Source organism: Aureimonas ureilytica DSM 18598 = NBRC 106430 (assembly GCF_000382705.1).
Classification (GTDB): Bacteria; Pseudomonadota; Alphaproteobacteria; order Rhizobiales; family Rhizobiaceae; genus Aureimonas; species Aureimonas ureilytica.
This window is the reverse complement of sequence record NZ_ARQE01000002.1, coordinates 541,718-560,058: the sequence shown is the minus strand read 5'-3', so window position 1 is coordinate 560,058 and position 18,341 is coordinate 541,718. Positions and strand designations below refer to the sequence as shown.

The 18,341-nt window shown below is 68.9% G+C and carries 19 protein-coding genes; 11 read left to right on the top strand and 8 right to left on the bottom strand.

Going from position 1 to position 18,341, the window contains the following annotated elements; translation table 11 throughout:
• Positions 1–43: 43 nt before the first annotated feature.
• Together B146_RS0106465 and B146_RS0106460 are read right to left on the bottom strand one after the other, a co-directional pair.
• On the bottom strand, positions 44–700 hold the full coding sequence (locus B146_RS0106465) for an amino acid ABC transporter permease (RefSeq protein ID WP_019995608.1): 657 nt from the start codon (positions 698–700) through the stop codon (positions 44–46).
• A gap of 10 nt (positions 701–710) precedes the next feature.
• Complete coding sequence (locus B146_RS0106460; RefSeq protein WP_019995607.1) at positions 711–1,379, bottom strand: amino acid ABC transporter permease; 669 nt, start codon at positions 1,377–1,379, stop codon at positions 711–713.
• Between the two features lie 145 nt (positions 1,380–1,524).
• Between B146_RS0106460 and B146_RS0106455 the strand changes: the two genes are divergently transcribed.
• The gene (locus B146_RS0106455; protein WP_019995606.1) at positions 1,525–2,439 is read left to right on the top strand and encodes a LysR family transcriptional regulator; all 915 of its coding nucleotides are present in this window, start codon (positions 1,525–1,527) and stop codon (positions 2,437–2,439) included.
• 11 nt (positions 2,440–2,450) lie between these two features.
• Here the strand turns inward: B146_RS0106455 and B146_RS0106450 are convergent, their stop codons facing one another.
• The 4 genes from B146_RS0106450 to B146_RS0106435 are packed head-to-tail and all read right to left on the bottom strand — an operon-like array spanning position 2,451 to position 5,584.
• Positions 2,451–3,131, bottom strand: coding sequence for a type 2 periplasmic-binding domain-containing protein (locus tag B146_RS0106450; protein ID WP_019995605.1), 681 nt, complete (start codon positions 3,129–3,131; stop codon positions 2,451–2,453).
• Positions 3,128–3,901: a 4-hydroxy-2-oxoheptanedioate aldolase gene (gene hpaI, locus B146_RS0106445; protein WP_019995604.1), complete on the bottom strand. Its 774-nt coding sequence runs from the start codon at positions 3,899–3,901 to the stop codon at positions 3,128–3,130. The genes B146_RS0106450 and hpaI overlap by 4 nt, the downstream gene beginning before the upstream one ends.
• On the bottom strand, positions 3,898–4,680 hold the full coding sequence (gene hpaH / locus B146_RS0106440; RefSeq protein WP_019995603.1) for a 2-oxo-hept-4-ene-1,7-dioate hydratase: 783 nt from the start codon (positions 4,678–4,680) through the stop codon (positions 3,898–3,900). Before hpaH ends, hpaI begins: the two co-directional genes overlap by 4 nt.
• 10 nt (positions 4,681–4,690) lie before the next feature.
• Positions 4,691–5,584 (bottom strand): dioxygenase family protein, encoded by an 894-nt coding sequence (locus B146_RS0106435; protein WP_019995602.1) that lies wholly within the window; start codon positions 5,582–5,584, stop codon positions 4,691–4,693.
• Positions 5,585–5,910: 326 nt separating this feature from the next.
• Between B146_RS0106435 and B146_RS0106430 the strand changes: the two genes are divergently transcribed.
• The 10 genes from B146_RS0106430 to B146_RS0106380 all read left to right on the top strand — a co-directional run bounded on the left by B146_RS0106430 (position 5,911) and on the right by B146_RS0106380 (position 15,557).
• The gene (locus B146_RS0106430) at positions 5,911–6,594 is read left to right on the top strand and encodes a GntR family transcriptional regulator (RefSeq protein ID WP_051091522.1); all 684 of its coding nucleotides are present in this window, start codon (positions 5,911–5,913) and stop codon (positions 6,592–6,594) included.
• Positions 6,591–7,409: a sugar phosphate isomerase/epimerase family protein gene (locus B146_RS25260; RefSeq protein WP_019995600.1), complete on the top strand. Its 819-nt coding sequence runs from the start codon at positions 6,591–6,593 to the stop codon at positions 7,407–7,409. The genes B146_RS0106430 and B146_RS25260 overlap by 4 nt, the downstream gene beginning before the upstream one ends.
• Before the next feature lie 368 nt (positions 7,410–7,777).
• Positions 7,778–8,617: a transporter substrate-binding domain-containing protein gene (locus tag B146_RS0106415; RefSeq protein ID WP_019995599.1), complete on the top strand. Its 840-nt coding sequence runs from the start codon at positions 7,778–7,780 to the stop codon at positions 8,615–8,617.
• 79 nt (positions 8,618–8,696) lie between these two features.
• Entirely contained in the window at positions 8,697–8,864 is a 168-nt protein-coding gene (locus B146_RS28930) for a hypothetical protein (RefSeq protein ID WP_019995598.1), read from the top strand.
• Between the two features lie 43 nt (positions 8,865–8,907).
• Positions 8,908–9,354 (top strand): type II 3-dehydroquinate dehydratase, encoded by a 447-nt coding sequence (gene aroQ / locus B146_RS0106405; protein ID WP_019995597.1) that lies wholly within the window; start codon positions 8,908–8,910, stop codon positions 9,352–9,354.
• Positions 9,355–9,380: 26 nt separating this feature from the next.
• Positions 9,381–10,406, top strand: a complete 1,026-nt coding sequence (locus tag B146_RS0106400; protein WP_019995596.1) for a Gfo/Idh/MocA family protein — start codon at positions 9,381–9,383, stop codon at positions 10,404–10,406.
• 120 nt (positions 10,407–10,526) lie between these two features.
• Positions 10,527–10,838 carry a type 2 periplasmic-binding domain-containing protein gene (locus tag B146_RS0106395; RefSeq protein ID WP_019995595.1) on the top strand — a complete coding sequence of 104 codons (312 nt, stop codon included), beginning with the start codon at positions 10,527–10,529 and terminating at the stop codon, positions 10,836–10,838.
• Positions 10,839–11,037: 199 nt separating this feature from the next.
• Positions 11,038–11,595, top strand: coding sequence for an SCO family protein (locus B146_RS25255; protein ID WP_162141930.1), 558 nt, complete (start codon positions 11,038–11,040; stop codon positions 11,593–11,595).
• A gap of 49 nt (positions 11,596–11,644) precedes the next feature.
• The gene (locus tag B146_RS0106385; RefSeq protein ID WP_155897391.1) at positions 11,645–14,452 is read left to right on the top strand and encodes an RICIN domain-containing protein; all 2,808 of its coding nucleotides are present in this window, start codon (positions 11,645–11,647) and stop codon (positions 14,450–14,452) included.
• Between the two features lie 259 nt (positions 14,453–14,711).
• Positions 14,712–15,557, top strand: coding sequence for a sugar phosphate isomerase/epimerase family protein (locus B146_RS0106380; protein ID WP_019995592.1), 846 nt, complete (start codon positions 14,712–14,714; stop codon positions 15,555–15,557).
• A 104-nt stretch (positions 15,558–15,661) separates the two neighbouring features.
• On the opposite strand, the gene B146_RS0106375 is transcribed toward B146_RS0106380, so the two are convergent.
• Positions 15,662–16,510 (bottom strand): GGDEF domain-containing protein, encoded by an 849-nt coding sequence (locus B146_RS0106375; RefSeq protein WP_019995591.1) that lies wholly within the window; start codon positions 16,508–16,510, stop codon positions 15,662–15,664.
• A gap of 72 nt (positions 16,511–16,582) precedes the next feature.
• Positions 16,583–18,337, bottom strand: coding sequence for an acyltransferase (locus B146_RS0106370; RefSeq protein ID WP_019995590.1), 1,755 nt, complete (start codon positions 18,335–18,337; stop codon positions 16,583–16,585).
• Positions 18,338–18,341 lie beyond the last annotated feature (4 nt).

Sequence of the window (18,341 nt, the reverse complement as noted above, 5' to 3'; positions counted from 1 at the left end):
CCTCCTCTTTGGTATCTTCGACTTCTGGCGAAGGGTGGACCCTTCAGCGGACCGCCTGCGCGAGGCGGCGTTCCATCCGGCTGCCCCAGAGCGACAGGGGCCAGCACATCAGGAAATACAGGACGCCGACGATCCCGAAGACCAGAAGCGGCTGGAAGGTCTGGTTGGAGACGATCTGCCCGGCGCGGGACAGTTCGATGAAGCCGACGATGGCGGCGAGCGAGGTGCCCTTCAGGAGCTGGACCAGGAAGCCGATGGTCGCGGGCAGCGACAGGCGGAAGGCCTGCGGCATGATGATGTCGCGCATCAGGCTCGGATATTTCAGGCCGAGCGCGTGGGCCGCCTCGCTCTGGCCGAGCGGCACCGCCTCGATCGCACCGCGCCAGATTTCGCCCAGAAACGCCGAGGCATGGGCGGTGAGGGCGACGGCGACCGCCAGCCACGGATCGACGTTGAGGCCGAAGAGCGGCAGGCCGAAGAAGACCACGAAAAGCTGCATCAGGAGCGGCGTTCCCTGGAACACCACGATCCAGGCCTTGGCGGGCCAGCGGAAAAGCCGGTTCTTCGACACGCGGGCCAGCGCCACCACGAGGCCGAACAGGATGCCGCCGACGAAGCCGAAGCCGGTCAGGATCAGCGTCCAGCCGAGGCCGCGCAGGAGGAAGAGAATTTCAGGAAAGCCGACGGTGCTCGTTCCCACAGGCAGGCCCTCACTTCGTCGGGTAGTTGAAGGACAGGCGCGCGACGGCGGCGAGCGCCGTCATCAGCAGCCAGGACAGGGCGAGATAGATGCCCGTGATGGTGAAATAGACCTCGAAGGAGCGGAACGTGTCGCCGTCGATGCGCTGCGCGACGCTTGTGAGCTCGAAGGCCGAGATCGAGGTCGCGATCGAGGTCATCAGCGTGAGCAGCACGAACTGGCTGGCGAGCGAGGGAAAGATCGCGCGCAGCGCCGGCTTCAGGATGATGAGGCGGAAGATGTCGGCGCGCGACAGGCCGAGCGCGAATCCCGCCTCGCTCTGCCCCTTGGGGATGCTCTCGACGCCGCCGCGGATGATCTCGATCGCATAGGCGCCGCCGTTGAGGCCGAGCGCCAGGATCGCGGTCGTGGTCGGGTCGAGGCGCACGCCGGCCAGAGGCAGGGCGAAGAAGATGAAGAAGATCTGCACCAGGAACGGCGTGTTGCGCACCAGTTCCACGAAGGCGATCACCAGCGCCGAGCCGATCCGCGAATTCGAGCGGCGCACGGCCACGCCCGCAACGCCGATCACCATGGCCAGGATCATGCCGCAGAGCGCGAGCCACAATGTGCCGAGCGTACCCCAGGCAAGCTCCGGCCAGCGCTCCAGTACGGCGCCGAAGTCGAATTGGACGTTCAAGCCAGTTCTCCCATCGATCCTTCCCCTGTCTCCCGGAAGGCCGTTCCCTTAGCCATCGCAAGAGGCGAACCGCACGTCAAATACCGATTTCACGACTTGCGGAACATGATGTTAATATCCTCTCCTCCAACACGGGGAGGGAGCGATGTCGAAGGCTTTGACGCTGCGCCAGATCGAGGTCATCCGCGCGGTGATGGTCGCGGGCTCTATCCAGGGCGCGGCCAAGCTCATGGGCGTGTCGGCGCCGGGCGTCAGCCGCCTCCTGAAATACACCGAGGACACGGTCGGCATCCGTCTCTTCGAACGCAAGGCCGGGGTGTTCCTGCCGGCGTCCGAGGCGCGCATGATCTTCTCCGTGGTGGAGCAGGTGCATCGCGAGATCGGCAATCTCAACGAGGCCGTCGCGCTCCTGCGCCGGGGCGACAGTTCGGTCCTGAGCTTCGCCTCCGCGCCCTCCATCGCGCAGTTCGTCGCCGCGCGCGTGATCCGCTCGCTGCACCAGTCCTTTCCCCATCTCGGCATCGATCTCAACGTCCTGAAGATCGAGGAAACGGCGGATTACCTGCTTCTGGAGCGCGGCGAGTTCGTCATCATGAGTTCGCCCAGCACCAATCCGGCGCTGGTCTCGCGCCCGCTCGCACAGGGCCGTCTCGTGGTGATCGTGCCGGAAGGGCACGCGCTGGCGGAGCGGCCCGAAATCTCCATTCACGAACTTGTCCGGGAGGCCGTGATCGGCGTCGATCCCGGCGATCCCTACGGCGCGATCCTCGCGCGCCCCTTCGTGGAGGCCGGCCTCACCCCGCACTACACGATGCGCGGCCGCTTCGCGCAGACCGTCGTGTCGCTGGTGCGCCACGGGCTCGGCGTCGCGCTGATCGACGAGTTCTCCGTGGCGGAAGTCTATATGCCCGGCCTCGTCCAGCGCCCGCTGGCCGAGCCGAGCGTGGTCGTGCCCTATGCCCTGATGAAGCGGGGCCGCGTCCTGTCGAGCTTCGCCGAGGACGCGATCGAGCGCTTCCGGGCCGAACTCACGCGAAGCTCCGGCACCGAACAGGCTTGAGAGGGCCGAGGTCACGCGCGGGCGCCGGCCGGCCCCGCGCCCGCCATCCAGGCGTCGAGGGCGGCGCTCGCGTGCGGCTTTCGAAGCGCGATGGCCAGCGCCTGGGGCACGCGCAGGAAATCGTCGTCCATCAGGCGCACGGACGGGTTCGCGCCCGCCATCCCCTCGAGCGTCGAGCGGATGCCCGCCACGAAATCGCAGGCGCCGCCGAGCATCGCCGCGCGTGCCTCCTTCGGACGGTCGAAGGCGACGAGCGTGGCCTCGGTCATGCTCGCCTCGAGATGGGCGGTGTAGGCGGCGCCCCGCACCACCGCGATCCGCACGCCCTTGGCGTCGGCACCTCGGCAGGTCGCGACCGGCGAGGGACCGACGGTCGCGAGCGTCGCATCCACGGTGGCGAAGGCGGGCGAGAAGTGGAGGCGGTCGAGGCGCGAGGGCTCGACCGCCAGGACGGCCGCGTCCCAGGCGCCCATGTCGGCGAGGATGGCCCCGCCCGACGCGAAGGGGACGATCTCCACCGCGATGCCCCAGTCGGCCGCGAGCCGCCGGACGAGATCGATCGCCTTGCCCTCGTAGGTGCCGGGGCTCCTTTCCGCCGCCATTTCGGCATTGGCGACGTTCACCGCCAGCCGCAAGGCGCCGGTCGGCAGGAGTTCGCGCCGCGCCGCCTCGGACAGGCCCCCGTCGCTCACGACTGGAACTCGGCTGCAAGGGCCTCCGTCTGGCGGGCGAGGATGCCGATATCGACGCCGACCGCCGTGAAACTCGTGCCGAGTTCGATACAGCACCGGGCGAAGGCCTTGTCGGGCGTCAGGATGCCGGCGGGCTTGCCGGCGGCCCGGATGCGCGCGATCGCGCCTTCCACGGCCGCGACCACCTCCGGGTGGCCCGCCTGGCCGACGAAGCCGAGGCTCGCCGCCAGATCCGCCGGGCCGATGAAGACGCCGTCGACCCCCTCGACGGCGGCGATCTCCTCCAGCCGGTCCAGCGCCTCGCGCGTCTCGACCTGGACGAGAAGGCACAGCTCGCTCTCGACGCTTTGCGCATAGTCCGCCACGCGCCCGAAGCGCGTCGCGCGCGTCAGCGCCGAGACGCCCCGGATGCCGCGCGGGGGATAGCGCATCGCCTCCACCGCCGCCCGCGCCTCGTCCGCCGACTGGACGTATGGGATCAGCAGCGTCTGCGCCCCGATGTCGAGGAAGCGCTTGATGAGGACGGGATCGTTCACCGCCGGGCGCACCACGGGCGACACGTCGTAGGCGCTGAGCGCCTGAAGCTGCGGCAGGACGGTGAGGACGTCGCCCGGCGAATGCTCGGTATCGAGGAGCATCCAGTCGAAGCCCGACCCCGCCAGCGCCTCCGTGACGAAGGCGTCGGGGATGGCCGACCAGAGACCGATCTGCGACCGGCCCTCGACCAGCCCGGCCTTGAAACCGTTGCGGGGCAGGGGGAGAGCCATCATGTGAAGGACACGCCGATCGCGCCGCAGGGGCCGTAGTCGGCATGGATCACGTCGCCGGGTGCGATGTCCACCGGCCGGGTGAACGAGCCGCCGAGCACGATCTGCCCCTTCTTCAGCCCCGCGCCGACGGCCGACAGCTTGTTGACGAGCCAGGCGATGCCCGCCGCCGGATGACCCATGATCGCCGCCGAGACGCCCGATTCCTCGATGATGCCGTTCTTCGACAGCGTCGCGCCGATCCAGCGCACGTCCACGTCGAAGGGGCGGAACACACGCCCGCCGACGACGATCGCCCCGAAGGCCGCGTTGTCGGCGATCGTGTCGGTGATCGCGCGCGGCACCTCGGTGCGATAATCGATGATCTCCAGCGCCGGGACGACGTATTCCGTCGCCCGCATCACGTCGTGGATGCGCGTGCCCGGCCCCTCCAGGTCCTCGCCCATGACGAAGGCGAGCTCGACCTCGAGGCGCGGCTTGATGAAGCGCGTCGCCGGAATCTGCGCGCCGTCGTTGAAGAGGGCGTCGTCGAGGATGCGGCCGTAGTCGGGCTCGGTCATCTTGGAGGCCATCTGCATGGCCCGGCTGGTCAGGCCGATCTTGTGGCCGGCGAGACGCGCGCCCCGGGCGATGCGCTCGTCGGCCCAGAGGTCCTGGATGCGATAGGCATCCTCGATCTCCATCTCCGGGTAGGTGCGGCTGAGCTGCACCACGGGCACCCGGGTCTCCTCGGCGCGCAGGATGGAGGCGGCGGCCTCGCGGCGTTGGTCGTCGGTCAGCATCGTCTGATCCTCACTTGATCGGCGGGCGCGGCAGCACGGCCTCGCCGGGCTCCATGACGTAGGTGTAGTCGAGTTGCACCCAGGGCCCCGCGATGTCGGGGCGGTCCGGGTGGGGCTCGGCGTGCTCGACGAAGTCGCCGGTCAGCGCCTTCGTCACGCCGAACTGCACGTCGCTCTCGATCCACGGGCAGGACGGGTCGAAGACCTGGGAGATCAGCACCTTGTAGCCCGTCTTGAAGATCAGGGCGTGGAGATGGGCGGGCCGGTACGGGTGGCGGCCTTGAGCCGCGAGAAGCCGCCCGACGACGCCGCCCGTGGGGATGGGATAGCCGACCATGCGCACCGACCAGAAGGAGAAGCGGCCGTCCTCGTCGGTGGTGAACTTGCCGCGCAGGTTCATCTCGGCCTGTTCGGGGTCCTGGTTCTCGTAGAGGCCGACGGGCGAGGCGTGCCACACGTCCACCTCGGCGCCCGCGATCGGGCGGCCCTCGGCATCCTCGACGCGCGCCGTCACGAAGAGGGGCGTGCCCGGCGTGTCGGAGCGGATGATCGAGCCGCCGTTCGGCACGCGCGGCGAGTTGAGGCGCCAGAAGGGGCCGAGCAGCGACTGGGAGGTCTCGGTCTGCCCGCCCTCGCCGTTGTTGAGGAGGCAGACCAGCGTCGAGACGCCGAGCGAGCCCGCCATCAGGACGAACTCGTTGTGGGAATCGCTGGCGAGCGCGCCGATCTCGTTGAGGATCGCGGTGGCCTCGCGGAACTCCGCTTCCGTCAGCCTCGTGTCGCGCACGAAGCCGTGGAGATGGGTGATGAGCGAGGTCAGGATCTCGCGCAGCCGCAGGTCCCGCGTCTGCGCCATGACGTCGAGAACGGCGGGCGTGACGTCCTCATGGGTTCGAATGAGCATGACCGGGCCTCCATCCCTTCGCCAGAGGACTGCCTTATCATCGATTATTCGTCAAGAGTGAGGAACGGGCCGCACTGGAATGGCAAGCGCCCAAGAGGGAATTATCGTGGATATTATTGCGGTTCTGCGCGATATTTTGCGATGCAACACGGCACAGGGCGCGATCTTCCCACACGCTCCTCCCCGCGCCTTGACAGGAATAATCGTTTTTCGTAGCCATCATCGGTGGATGCGTTCGAGCACGGGACAGGGTGTTGAGGGCTTCGTCGATCGATCGGGGGGAAGGCGGCGACGGCCCCAAGGCGGGGGCCGGCCCTTCGGCCGTCGTGCGCCCGCTGCTCGACGACGGCAAGAACACGATCGCCAGCCAGCTCGTCCACCGGCTGCGCGAGGCGATCGTCTCGGGCGAGCTGGAGGCGGGCGCCAAGATCAACCTCGACCGCGCGCGCCAGAACTTCAACGTCAGCCTCAGCCCGCTTCGCGAGGCGCTGGCGCGCCTCATCGCCGATGGTCTCGTCGAGTTCGAGGACAATCGCGGCTACCGCGTCACCCCGCTCTCGCTCGCCAACCTCGAAGAGATCACGCGGCTGCGGGTCGAGATGGAGAGCTTCGCGCTGCGCGAGGCGATGCGCGTCGGCGACGTGGAATGGGAGGGCAACGTGATGCGCGCGCTGCACCGCCTCAACCGCGCCGAGCGCGACCCCGCCCGGCCGGAAACGCTGGAAAGCTGGGAGGCCGCCCATCGCGACTTCCACCTGACGCTCATCTCGGGATGCCGGAGCCCGCTGCTTCTGAACTTCTGCGGCATTCTCCTCAATCTCAACGACCGCTACCGCCGCACCTTCCTGACCCGCACCTCGGGCGACCGGAACGTGGCGGCCGAGCACAGCGAGATCGGGCAAGGGGCGGTCGCGCGCGACGTGGACTACGCCTGCGCCAAGCTCGCCGACCACATCCGGCGCACAGGCACCAACCTCGTGCGCCATCTCGCCGAAAAGGGCATCGCATGACCGGCGCGGCCACACCCTTGGGCGTCGCCCATTTCTCGGCGATCGACCTGCCCCCGCTCGACTTCGTGCGCGCCGCCGCCGCGAGCGGCTTCGAACGGGTCGGCCTGCGCCTCCATCCCGCCTTTCCGGGCGCGCCCTTCTACGAGCTGCCCGTGGGAAGCCCGGCCGCGCGGGACGTGCGCGCCGCGCTCGACGACCACGGCGTCGCGCTCCACGACATCGAGTTCGTGGTCCTGTCGCCCGACTTCCGGCCCGAAAGCCTCGCGCCCATGCTGGAAGGGGCGGCGGCGCTCGGCGCCCGCCGTCTCAGCGTCTGCGGCGACGACCCCGACGAGAGCCGCCTCGTCGAGACCTTCGGCGCGCTCTGCGATCTCTGCGCCGGGTTCGGCATGGGCGTCGATCTCGAGAACATGGGCTGGCGGCCGGTCGCCACGTTCGAGGCGGCGCTGCGCGTCGTCGAGGCCTCTAGCCGCGCCAATGCGGGCGTGCTGGTGGACGCGATCCATCTGTTCCGCAACGGCGGACGGGTGGGGGACGTGGCGAAGGCCCCGCCCGGGCGCATCGCCGCCCTCCAGCTCTGCGACGTCCGCGGCGAGGGGCCGGTCGGCACGCAGGCCATGGTCGCCGAGGCGCGCGCGGGCCGCTTCGCGCCGGGCGAGGGCGTGCTGCCGCTGGCCGACCTCGCCGCCGCCGTGCCGTCGGGAACGGCCGTCTCGGTCGAGGTTCCCCTCGCGGACGGGCGCGGCGCCGCCACCCACCTCGCGCATCTCGCACGCTGCGCGCGGCGGGTGCTGGACGGGAGCCGCCGGACTTAGAGGCTGTTATGGACCTTGGACAGATGTTGTGTCGGATCAGCGAAGAGCAGCCCGCGAGGAGGCGAGTCGGGCCAAGACTGGTGGTCTTGGCCCGACTCGCCGACGCGGCGGATGACTTCGCTCATCCGACCCTGCGGGCTGGTCGCACGGGATCGCCGGAGGGCGTCGCCGACCTTGCCGATAGCGCCGCTATCGGCTGCGTCCCGCTCCTACCCGGCGATCCCGTGCGGCCAGCACAACACCTGTCCAAGGTCCATAACAGCCTCTAAGCATTACGCATCATCGAGGCCGGCCGGGAGGGCCGGGCCCTTTGAAGACCTTCGCCGCCGACGCGCGGCGAACCCATCGACACAACAGGGAGGACCACCATGATCAAAATTCTTGCAGGCGGACGCGCCATGGCCCGGCGGGCCGCCGTCGCCACCCTCGCCCTCGCCGCCGTCTTCGGCGCCCTCGATGCCCATGCCGCATCGTTGGAAGAGGCCAAGGCGCGCGGGCGCATCATCGTCGGCATCCAGGGCGACAACCAGCCCTGGGGCTTCGTGAACTCCAGCGGCCAGCAGGACGGCTTCGACGCCGACATCGCCAGGCTCTTCGCCAAGGAGTTGGGCGTCGAGGTCGAGTTCACCCCGCTCGCCGTCTCCAACCGCATCCCGGCCCTGACGACCGGCAAGGTCGACGTCCTCTTCGCCACGATGGCGATGACGGAGGAGCGGGCCAAGGCCATCCAGTATTCCAAGCCCTATGCCGGCAACGTCATCTCGCTCTACGGGCCGAAGGACAAGACCATGGCCAAGCCGGAGGATGCGGCGGGCATCGCCATCGGCGTGCCGCGCTCCAGCGCGCAGGACAAGGCCGCGACCGACATGATGGGCACCGTCGCGACCATCCGGCGCTTCGACGACGACGCCGCCTCCATCCAGGCGCTCCTGTCGGGCCAGGTCGAGGCCGTCGGCGGCAACCAGTTCTATCTCCAGCGCCTCGACGCCGCCGCGCCCGGCAAGTTCGAGCGCAAGATCGACTTCCTCACCGTCTACAACGGCGCGGGCACCCGCCAGGGCGAGAAGGACTGGAACGAGGCGATCAACAAGTTCGTCGACAAGATCAGGGGCGACGGCGAACTCGCCACCGTCTACGCGAAGTGGATGAAAGTCCCGGTTCCCGAGTTCCCGGAATCGATCCCGAACATCCCCTTCACGGTGCAGTAACCGATACGCGGCGAGGGTCGGAAGTCCGTCCCTCGCCGCGCCTGCGCCCGACATCCTCGCGCGCCGCGAGGCCCCCCGCATGAACCATCGCGGGCGACACGACGCCGAGCGTCCGGCGCCCGCCGACCGGCCCGGCGGCGGCATGACCGTGCATCGGGCAGGCGCCGCCTTCGAACGCTTCTGCGGCCGCGCGCCCGACGCCGCGCGCCTGTGCCGCCAGTTCGCCGATCCCTGCCGGGCGGGGTAAGACACGCCCGCCACCCGACGTTTCGACCCTCGAAAGCCGCACCATGAGCCTGATCTTCGTCCTCAACGGACCCAATCTCAACCTCCTCGGCAAGCGCCAGCCGCATATCTACGGCACGGAGACGCTGGCCGACGTCGAGCGCGACTGCCGGGCGCTCGCCTCAGAGCTCGGCCACGATATCCGCTTCCACCAGTCCAACCGCGAATACGAGATCATCGACTGGATCCACGAGGCGCGCGAGAGCGCGGCGGGCATCGTCATCAACCCGGCCGCCTTCACCCACACCTCGGTCGCGATCCTCGACGCGCTCAACACGTTCGAGCCGCCGGTGATCGAGGTCCACATCTCCAACGTCCACAAGCGCGAGAGCTTCCGCCACCATTCCTACGTCTCGCTTCGCGCCGATGGGGTGATCGCGGGCCTCGGGACGCAAGGCTATCTCCTCGCCATCCGCCGCGTCGCGGCGCTCTGCGCCGCGCCCAAGCCGTGAGCCGGACCCCGGCCCGGCTGGCGGTGATGGGCGCGGGCCTCATCGGCCGGCGCCATATCCAGCACATTCTCGCCGAACCGGCGGCCGAGCTGACGGCCGTCGTCGATCCGGGCGATGCCGGCCGCGAGATCGCGGCGCGAAACGGCGTGCCCTGGCATGCCAGCCTGCGGGACCTTCTCGCCGCGGGGCGGCCGGACGGCGTCGTCGTCGCGACGCCCAACCAGGTCCATGTCGAGAACGCGCTGGAGGCGGTCGCCGCCGGGGTGCCGGTGCTGGTGGAAAAGCCCATCGCCGACGATCCCGTCGAGGGCGAGCGCCTCGTGGCCGCGGCGGAAGCCGCCGGGGTGCCGATCCTCGTCGGCCACCACCGCCGGCACAACCCCATCATGCGCGCCGCGCGCGAGATCGTGGCGTCCGGCCGGCTCGGCCGCATCGTCGCCGTCAATGCCCTGTTCTGGCTCTACAAGCCGGACGACTATTTCGGGCCGGCCTGGCGGCGCGAGCCGGGCGCGGGGCCGGTCTTCCTCAACCTCATCCACGACGTCGACAACCTGCGCTATCTCATCGGCGAGATCGTCGCCGTGCACGCCGTAGAATCCAATGCGGTGCGGGGCCACGCGGTCGAGGAGACGTCGGCGATCATCCTCCAGTTCGCCTCTGGCGCGCTGGCGACCGTCTCGGTCTGCGACACGGTGGTGGCGCCCTGGAGCTGGGAGATGACGACGGGCGAGAACCCCGCCTATCCGCAAGCCGACGAGGCCTGCTACCTCCTCGCCGGCACGGAAGGGTCGCTGTCGCTTCCCAAGCTCGAGGTCTGGAGCAATGCCGGCCCGCGCAGCTGGTGGGAGCCGCTCCAGCGCGCGCGCCTCGGCGTCGCCCCGGAGGATCCGCTCGCCCTCCAGATCCGCCACTTCGCCGCCGTGATCCGGGGCGAGGAGGCGCCGCTCGTCAGCGGGCGCGAGGGGCTGCGCACGCTGGAGGTCGTCGCGGCGATCAAGCGCGCATCGGCAACGGGGCAGCGTGTGATCCTATCGCCCCCCGCTGGTTCGTGATCGTCCGGTCCAGCGCTTCATTCGTCTCGCCCTGAAACCGCTCGGCGACAGGCCGACTGGGATCGTGCCGATCTCTGGCGATCATCGAACGGCGCTCTGGGCGACCAGCGCCTCGCGGCCATGCGCGCGGCGGGCGAGGCGGGGCCGGTGCGCTCGGCCCATCACGAAGTCGTGCGCACGATGGTCGCCAACGGTTACGGCTATTCGATCCGCAACGTCACGCCGCGCTCGGACCTTGCGCTCGATGGGCGCCACGTCGTGCGCCTCGCCGGCCGTCACCGCCCCATGACGATCGGCCTGGCCACCTTGCGCTCGCTGCGCCGGACGAAACCCGTCACGTCCTTCAGCCGGCATTGTGAGGCTCGTATCTCGCAATCCTGCATCCGGAGACTGCACTTCCTCCGACAGGCACTGGCGATCACGGCCCTTTGAGCGGATGTTCCGAGCGCGATTGACCGAGCGTCAGGACGTAGATTTCACCCCTATGCCGAAGGCGTGACCTCCGAATTACTGGATTGGTAAGCATGCGAACGCGCTGCCACACGCGCGCACCTCGCATTTGGCGCCACCAAATAAGGAATATTTAGTCCGGGGAAAGTATCGTCCGCGCCATATGTTCGCGGAGAGGTCGATGCTCAGATTGCTTCAGGTTGCCGTCGCGCTGATGATGCTGTCGACCGGCGGCGCCTTCGCGCAGGGCCAGGTTGGCGGTTTGGTCGATCAGACCGGCGCAAGCTTCGATCAGACGTCGCTTTCAGGCGGTTTCCACCTCGTTTACTTCGGCTTCACCAACTGCCCGGAGGTCTGCCCGACCTCGCTCTTCGAGATGACCGCCGCGATCGATCTTCTGCCGGAAGCCGAGCGCAAAAAGGTCACGCCGGTCTTCGTGACGCTCGATCCCGCGCGCGACACGTCCGAACTCATGGCGCGCTATGTCCAGCCGCTCGGCCATGGCTTCGTCACCGTCAGCGGCCCGGTGGAGGCGATCGACCGCTTCGCCGCCCAGAACAGGATCGTCGCCGTCCGCAACCTGCCGGAGCCCGACGGCAGCTATTCGGTCGATCACTCCAGCGAAGTGATCCTGTTCGGCCCGGATGGGCGCGAGATCGAGCGTTTCCCCTATTCGATGGACTATCGCGAGGTCGCCCAGCGCCTCGGGAACCATGTCGCCTCCACTCCGCGATCCTGACCGTTTGTCCGCCGCTCTTCCCGTTTCCAACGCCTGGATAGTTTCTGATATGAAATCAGACCGTCGCCTTATCGTATCGTCGAAGCGGCCCGTGCTCGCCGCCGTGTCGGCGCTCGCGCTGGTTGCCTGCGCCATGCCGGCGCTGGCCGCGCCCGCCAATGTCGAAGGGCGCTGGACCGACGTGCTGGCCTGGCCGCGCATTCCCATTCACATGGCGCTTCTGCCCGACGGCAAGGTCGCGACCTTCGGCGCGACGCCGCAGGGCGGGCAGGGCGGGCTCGACATCGACATCTGGACGCCGGGCCTCGGCGTCGGGGCGGACGCGCATGTCACGCTTCCCAACGGCATCAACGTCGACACGTTCTGCGCGGGGCTCGTCCTGTCCTCCTGGAGCGGCGATCTCGTCGCCGTGGGCGGCGCGACGGGCGACGGCTCGAGCACGCTGAAGGCCTCGCGCTTCTCCTACAAGACGCGCACCCTGACGGCGATGGAAGCCGTGAAATACCCGCGCTGGTATTCCACCACGACGACGCTGCCGGACGGGCGGATCATCGTGAATGGCGGCGTGGTTCCCTACAGCAATTCCGCCGATGCCACGACCACGGCCGAGCTCTACACGCCCGGCCAGGGCTGGCGGGCTCTCACCGGCACGACGCAGGCGCGCCAGCCCGCCTCCGACACCGAGCGCCGCTACTGGTTCCCGCATGTGTTCGCGACGGCCAACAACAAGGTCTTCGTGATCGCCGGCAAGGTGATGTACCAGCTCGGCTATGACGGAAACGGATCGGTCGGAAACTTCCAGGCCTTCAACGGCCCGAACTGGGGCGGCACGTCCACCGCCGTGATGTTCGCGCCCCGCAAGGTGATCCAGTTCGGCGGCGGCTGGACCATGAACGACGAGGGCGCCGCCCCTCCGGGGTCGAAAAGCAGCTCGATCATCGATTTCTCGACCTATCCCTACAAGGTCTCGCAGACGGGCTCGATGAGCTTCGGTCGCCATTGGTTGACCGGCACCGTCCTGCCGACGGGCGAGGTTCTGGCGACGGGCGGCGCGGAGGGCAACAACGCGACCACCAACGTCGCCTATGCCGCCGAGATCTGGAACCCGCAGACCGGACAGTGGCGCACCGGCGCATCCATGAAGATCCCGCGCCTTTACCATTCCACCGCGCTACTCCTGCCGGATGGACGCATTCTGTCGGGCGGCGGCGGCGCGCCCGGGCCGGTCTATGGCAACAATGCCGAGATCTATTCGCCGCCCTACCTCTTCGCCGCCGACGGCTCGCCCGCCCCGCGCCCGACCATCGCGACGGAGCCCGGCACGATCCGGCTCGGCCAGACGCTCCAGGTGAAGGCGGGCGGCGATCGTCCCATCGCACGCTTCACCATGATCAAGACGGGCGCGGTGACGCACGGCTTCAACACCGATCAGCGTTTTCTGGAGGTGCCCTTCACCAAGACCGCCGATGGGTATGCGCTTCGCATCACCAATGACGGCGTCGACGCGACGCCCGGCTATTATCTCTTCTTCGCGCTGGACGATGCGGGCGTTCCCTCGGTCGGCAAGATGATGCGCATTCCCTCGCCGACCGCCGATAGCGGCGAGGCGCCGCCCACAGGCCAGACCGGCGAAACGGCCGGCGTCGGCGCGGCCGGCACGGCGGGCGGCAATGGCGCTGGCGGCACCACGGCCGGCAACACCGGCGGCGGCGATGCCGGCGGCACCAATGCGACAGTGACGACACCGGCAGAGGGCACGTCCGGCCCGCTGCGCGCGTCGCATTCCAATCTCTGCCTCTCGGTGCAGGGCGGCTCGGGCGTGGAAGGCGCGCGGCTCGTTCAGGACGGCTGCAACGGTTCGGCGATCCAGACCTGGACCTGGCGCGCGGCCAATGGCGGCTCGACGCTGGTCAACGCCCAGACCAACAAGTGCCTCGATCTTCTCGACTTCAAGCCCGAGGACGGCGCGGCCCTCGCCCAATGGACCTGCAATGGCGGCGACAACCAGATCTGGCGGGCGAGCCCCAGCGTGAACGGCGGCCTGGCGCTCGCTTCCAAGCAGACGGGCAAGTGCATCGACGTTATGGGTGCCGCGACGCAAGCCGGCGCGCAGGTTCTCCAGTGGACCTGCAACGGGCAGGCCAACCAGAGCTGGAAGGCGCCCGCGCCGACCGCCGCGACCGGCAATGCCGGCGGCACGCAGATTGGCGTCGAGGCCGCGAAGGTCGCCTCGGCCGCCGACGGCACGACGCTCGTCGTCAACGCCAGGACCGGCATCGTCTGGCGCTCCAACACCGGCGACACCTGGGCCGCGCTCGGCACGCGGGCGATGCGCGAAGTGGCGACCGGCGGGGCGAACCGCATCTACGCCATCGGCGCCGACAACAACGCCTATCGCTGGAACGGCACGGACTGGATCTTCATCGGCCCGAACGCGCGCACCATCGCGGCGGCCTCCGACGGGACCGTGGTGGTGACGAACCCGGCCAACGAGATCTGGGTGAAGGCGGCAGACGACTACAAGGCGAACTGGACACGCTCCGGCGGAGCGGCGCGCAAGGTGGTCGCGATCGGGGCGAACCGCTTCTGGTCGGTGGGTCTCGACGGCAATGTCTATCGCTCGGCCGGCAACGGCGCCTGGGCGCAGATGGGCACGAATGTCTCGGACATCGCGGTGGCCTCGGACGGGGGCGTGGCTGTGATCAACAAGGACACGGGCGAGACCTGGCGCAAGGCGAACGAGGACGCGGCCTGGACACGTTCCGGCGGCAAGGCGCTGCAGGTCTCGGCGCAGAGCTCGGGTCGCTGGATCACGGTCGGAACCGACAACAACGTCTACCGCGTCCAGGCCAACTGAGGCGTGCAAGCCGAACATGACGAGGCCGGTCGGATCGAACATCCGGCCGGCCTCGTCGCGTGTCGAAACCGATCACCGAACCGGTCGGCGCGCCGGCCTTGTCGGTGGCGCGAGCCCCGGCAGCTTGGGCGAGGGGCGTTCGCGAGGCAGCAACTCTCTCGCCGTCCGGCCGGGCTCCGCGCCGCGCCGTGGTGGCGATCGCCCGATCCGTCTATGACGGCCCATGCGCCACAGGGGCGGGTTCGGGGAGAAGTGGTCGATGAAGCTCGGGATTTTCGCCAAGACCTTTCCGGGCTCGACGCCCGAGACCGTGCTCGCGGCCACGCGTTCGGCCGGATTCAGAGCCGTCCAATACAACATGGCCTGTTCGGGTTTCGCCGCGATGCCGGACGCGATCGAGCGCGACACAGCGCTCCGTGTCGCCCGCGCTGCGCGGGAAGCGGGGCTGGAGATCGTCGCGGTGTCCGGCACCTACAACATGATCCATCCCGACCGCTCGGTGCGCGAGGCGGGGCTCCGGCGGCTCGAAGTGCTGGCCTCGCGCGCGTCCGAAATGGGGACGCGCCTCGTTACCCTCTGCACCGGCACGCGCGACCCGGAGGACCAATGGCGCGAGCATCCGGGCAACCATCGTCCCGACGCCTGGCGCGATCTTCTGGAGGCGATGGAAGCGGCCATCGCCATTGCGGAGCGCCACGACGTGGACCTCGGGATCGAACCGGAACTCGCCAATGTCGTCGATGGCGCCGCGACGGCGCGCCGTTTGATCGACGAATTGGGCAGTGCGCGCCTTCGGATCGTGCTCGATCCCGCCAATCTCTTCGAGCGGGCCGATCTGGCCGAGCAGCACCGTCTCGTGTCGGAGGCGACCGATCTCCTCGCCGATCGCCTGGCGATGGGCCATGCGAAGGACCGCATCCCGGATGGCGGCTTCACGCGGGCGGGCCGGGGCGTTCTGGATTATCCGCATTATCTCGCCTGCCTGAAGGCGGCGGGCTTCCATGGCCCGATCGTCGCGCATGGGCTCGGCGCCGAGGATGCGGGCGAGGTCGCGGCCTTTCTCCGCGCCGCTTTCGATCGGGCCGGGATTCCAGTCGAGCCCTGATCTGCCTCAACGAGGTGAACTCCCGCTCCATCCGAGGAGATGGAAGGCGAGGGGCCGCCGGCCTGTCTTTCGAGAATAGGCCGCGCGGCGATCGCGTGGACCCGTCAAGCCGCCTTGTCGCGCTTGGCTTCGTACATGGCGGCGTCCGCCGCCGATCTCAAATCGTCGGCGGACATGCCGGGCCGCCACAGCGCCGCGCCGAGACTGATGCCGATCGACACGGTGACGCCGCATGAGCGGATCGGCTCGGCGAACTGGCGGCCGATCATCTGGAGCGCGACCGAGATCGCGCCGTCCGTGGCGGAGGAGAGAATGGCCGCGAACTCGTCGCCGCCGATGCGGGCGCTCTTGTCGGTTCTGCGGATACCGCTGCGCAGCCGAACCGCCGTCTGGCGCAGAACCTCGTCGCCGAAATGATGCCCGAACGTGTCGTTGATCGACTTGAAGCGATCGATATCGGCCAGGATGAGCGTGAAGGGCAGGCCGCTTTCCGCAGAACGCTCCATTGCGGCCGCGAGATCGAGATCGAAGCGCCGACGGTTCGAAATGCCGGTGACGGCATCGATGAAGACAGCGCATTGCAGCTCCAGCTCCGCCCGCTTGCGCGCGTCGATATCGGCGGAAAGGCCGAGAAGCTGGATGATCTTGCCGTTCGCGTCCACGACCGGCGTCAGGATCGTGCGCCACCATCGCAGGCCCGAGGGCGTCGCGGCCAGTTCCTCGTATTCGTCCATCACCCGGGAGGACAGACACCGCCGGTAGTTCGCTTCCCAGGCCTGCGCGCCTTCGAAGGACATGAACTCGGCGGCGGTTCGGCCGATGAAGGACTCCTTCGTGAAGCCGGACAACTCGCATAGGATGTCGTTGATCCCGTCGTAACGCAGGATTCCGTCGTCCGTGATGGCGACCGAAAATGCCGGAACGGCAAGCGAATCCACGTTGATCTTCGACATCGGTCCCGAGCCCATTCCCCCACGTAAGGTTGCAGACCCCGAGTAAACGCGGCGTAAAGTTCGGTTGGCAGACTAAGGACGTTGTGTCGCAGCCTGGGGTTTGGGGATGGCGTCCGGACGGCGTTCCATTTCACTGTCTTGGCCGCTCGGAGCCGGAGGCAGGAGCCAGCCGGCCGCTTCGGTCCGATGAATTCCGCGCGGCACGAAGGGGAAGATGCCGTCGAGATCGAGAAGGCGGGCGGCGAGGTGGATCGTGCTCAGCCACATCTCCGTCCCCTGCAGGCTCGGCTCCTGACCATCGGCGAAAGCGAAGCCCCGGCCGTCCCGCCAGCGATCGGGGGCGCGTTCCAGAAGGTCGGCGGCGATCGCAAGCGCCTGGTCGCGCCGGTGGTCGCACTGCCGAAGGCAGAGCCAGAGCGGGTGGATCGTATCGAGAAGATTGCAGGCGTTGTAGGCCGTCCCGCGAAACCCCTCATGCGCGCGGTGGTTGGCGAGCACGCTTTCGATCGTCGCCTCGGGCCTTGGAACGGGCAATCCGAACTGGGCGAAGGTGCCACGCGTGATGCGATAGAAGCCGTTCACGGGGCGCAGCAAGCCGCTGTCCTGCGTCGGCCAGCCCCACAATCCCGTCGCCCGGTCGGCATGAAGCGCGAGCCAGCCGAACAGGGTTTCGATCCCCCGCCCGCTCCTGAAATACCGCGTGTTGAGATAAAGTCCGGTGCCGATCGCATCGACGACGGCGCCAGCATTCCACGCATCCCGCCGCCAGGGCAGGCCTTCCAGCCAGGCACAGAGCGCCGGCGCATCGAGCTCCACCGCGCGCACGGGATGAACGGGGGCAGCCCCGAGGCATTCCAGCGCGTAGCCGACGGCGAGCACATTGTAGAGCGCGATCGGGTCCTCGCGCGGCTCGCGGAAGGCGGGGCGGTCGGGAGCGGTTTCGAGAAACGGGTCGGGAAAAAGGCCGCTCGGCCCATCCTGAAAACCCTGCAGGCGGGTGACCAGATCGCCTCGCGAGCCGATCGCGTCGAGCCCGTCGAAGCCGGCCGCGATCTCCACCGCGTCGCAGAGATGCCGCACGGCCGGCCCGACGCGCCCCTTCGCATCGGCGGAAACATAATCGTCGCCCTGCCTGTGACGGGCGAGAACATCCTGCCATTCTTCGCCGACGCGCCGGGCCAGAGCCGTGAGCGCGCTTTCGGCGCGGCCTTTCGGTGAGCGGACCGGCTCGCCGCGATAGCGCAGGACGCGAGCGGGCACGCCGCCGACGATGGCCAAGGGCGGAACCTCGCCGCGCACCACGGCTCCGGCCGCGATCACCGCGCCCCGGCCGATCCGCGCCCCGTCCAGCACCACGGCATTGGCGCCGATCCAGACATCGTCGCCGATCTCGATGCCGAGCTGCTCATGGGGCTGGCGGTGGATCGGCGTTTCTCGATCCTCGAACCCATGGTTGAAGCCGACAAGCGCCGCGCCGGAGGCGATGCGCACGTCGTCGCCACAGGTGATCCGGCCGGACAGGGCAGCGAAGGCGTTGACGCTGCACCGCGCGCCGAACCGGAGATGCCCGCGCAGGAGGGCACCGGCCGCCAGGATCGAGCCGGGGCCGAGATGGAGACTGTCCGTGTGGACCTCGGCACCCGGCGCGACGAAGGCGCTCTCGGTGATCTCGGCGCCCGCATGGCGGGTGAGAAACGCGACACGGGCGCGATGCTCGGGCGCGGCGAGGTCTTCCGCGCGGCGCTCCCAGGGGAGATAGGCGAGCCGGGCGATCCGACCGGCCTCTTCGTCCGCTTCGCTCGCTGGAGGCGGCTCCGGAACGCTCATCCTC

Bases quoted from the DNA above. Each gene is read 5' to 3' on its own strand.
- B146_RS0106385 (WP_155897391.1), top strand. From the start codon at position 11,645: ATGAAATCAGACCGTCGCCTTATCGTATCGTCGAAGCGGCCCGTGCTC.
- B146_RS0106395 (WP_019995595.1), top strand. From the start codon at position 10,527: ATGCGCGCGGCGGGCGAGGCGGGGCCGGTGCGCTCGGCCCATCACGAA.
- B146_RS0106435 (WP_019995602.1), bottom strand. From the start codon at position 5,584: ATGCTCATTCGAACCCATGAGGACGTCACGCCCGCCGTTCTCGACGTC.
- B146_RS0106370 (WP_019995590.1), bottom strand. From the start codon at position 18,337: ATGAGCGTTCCGGAGCCGCCTCCAGCGAGCGAAGCGGACGAAGAGGCC.
- hpaI (WP_019995604.1), bottom strand. From the start codon at position 3,901: ATGATGGCTCTCCCCCTGCCCCGCAACGGTTTCAAGGCCGGGCTGGTC.
- B146_RS0106415 (WP_019995599.1), top strand. From the start codon at position 7,778: ATGATCAAAATTCTTGCAGGCGGACGCGCCATGGCCCGGCGGGCCGCC.
- B146_RS0106375 (WP_019995591.1), bottom strand. From the start codon at position 16,510: ATGTCGAAGATCAACGTGGATTCGCTTGCCGTTCCGGCATTTTCGGTC.
- B146_RS0106380 (WP_019995592.1), top strand. From the start codon at position 14,712: ATGAAGCTCGGGATTTTCGCCAAGACCTTTCCGGGCTCGACGCCCGAG.
- B146_RS25260 (WP_019995600.1), top strand. From the start codon at position 6,591: ATGACCGGCGCGGCCACACCCTTGGGCGTCGCCCATTTCTCGGCGATC.
- aroQ (WP_019995597.1), top strand. From the start codon at position 8,908: ATGAGCCTGATCTTCGTCCTCAACGGACCCAATCTCAACCTCCTCGGC.
- B146_RS25255 (WP_162141930.1), top strand. From the start codon at position 11,038: ATGCTCAGATTGCTTCAGGTTGCCGTCGCGCTGATGATGCTGTCGACC.
- B146_RS28930 (WP_019995598.1), top strand. From the start codon at position 8,697: ATGAACCATCGCGGGCGACACGACGCCGAGCGTCCGGCGCCCGCCGAC.
- hpaH (WP_019995603.1), bottom strand. From the start codon at position 4,680: ATGCTGACCGACGACCAACGCCGCGAGGCCGCCGCCTCCATCCTGCGC.
- B146_RS0106455 (WP_019995606.1), top strand. From the start codon at position 1,525: ATGTCGAAGGCTTTGACGCTGCGCCAGATCGAGGTCATCCGCGCGGTG.
- B146_RS0106400 (WP_019995596.1), top strand. From the start codon at position 9,381: ATGGGCGCGGGCCTCATCGGCCGGCGCCATATCCAGCACATTCTCGCC.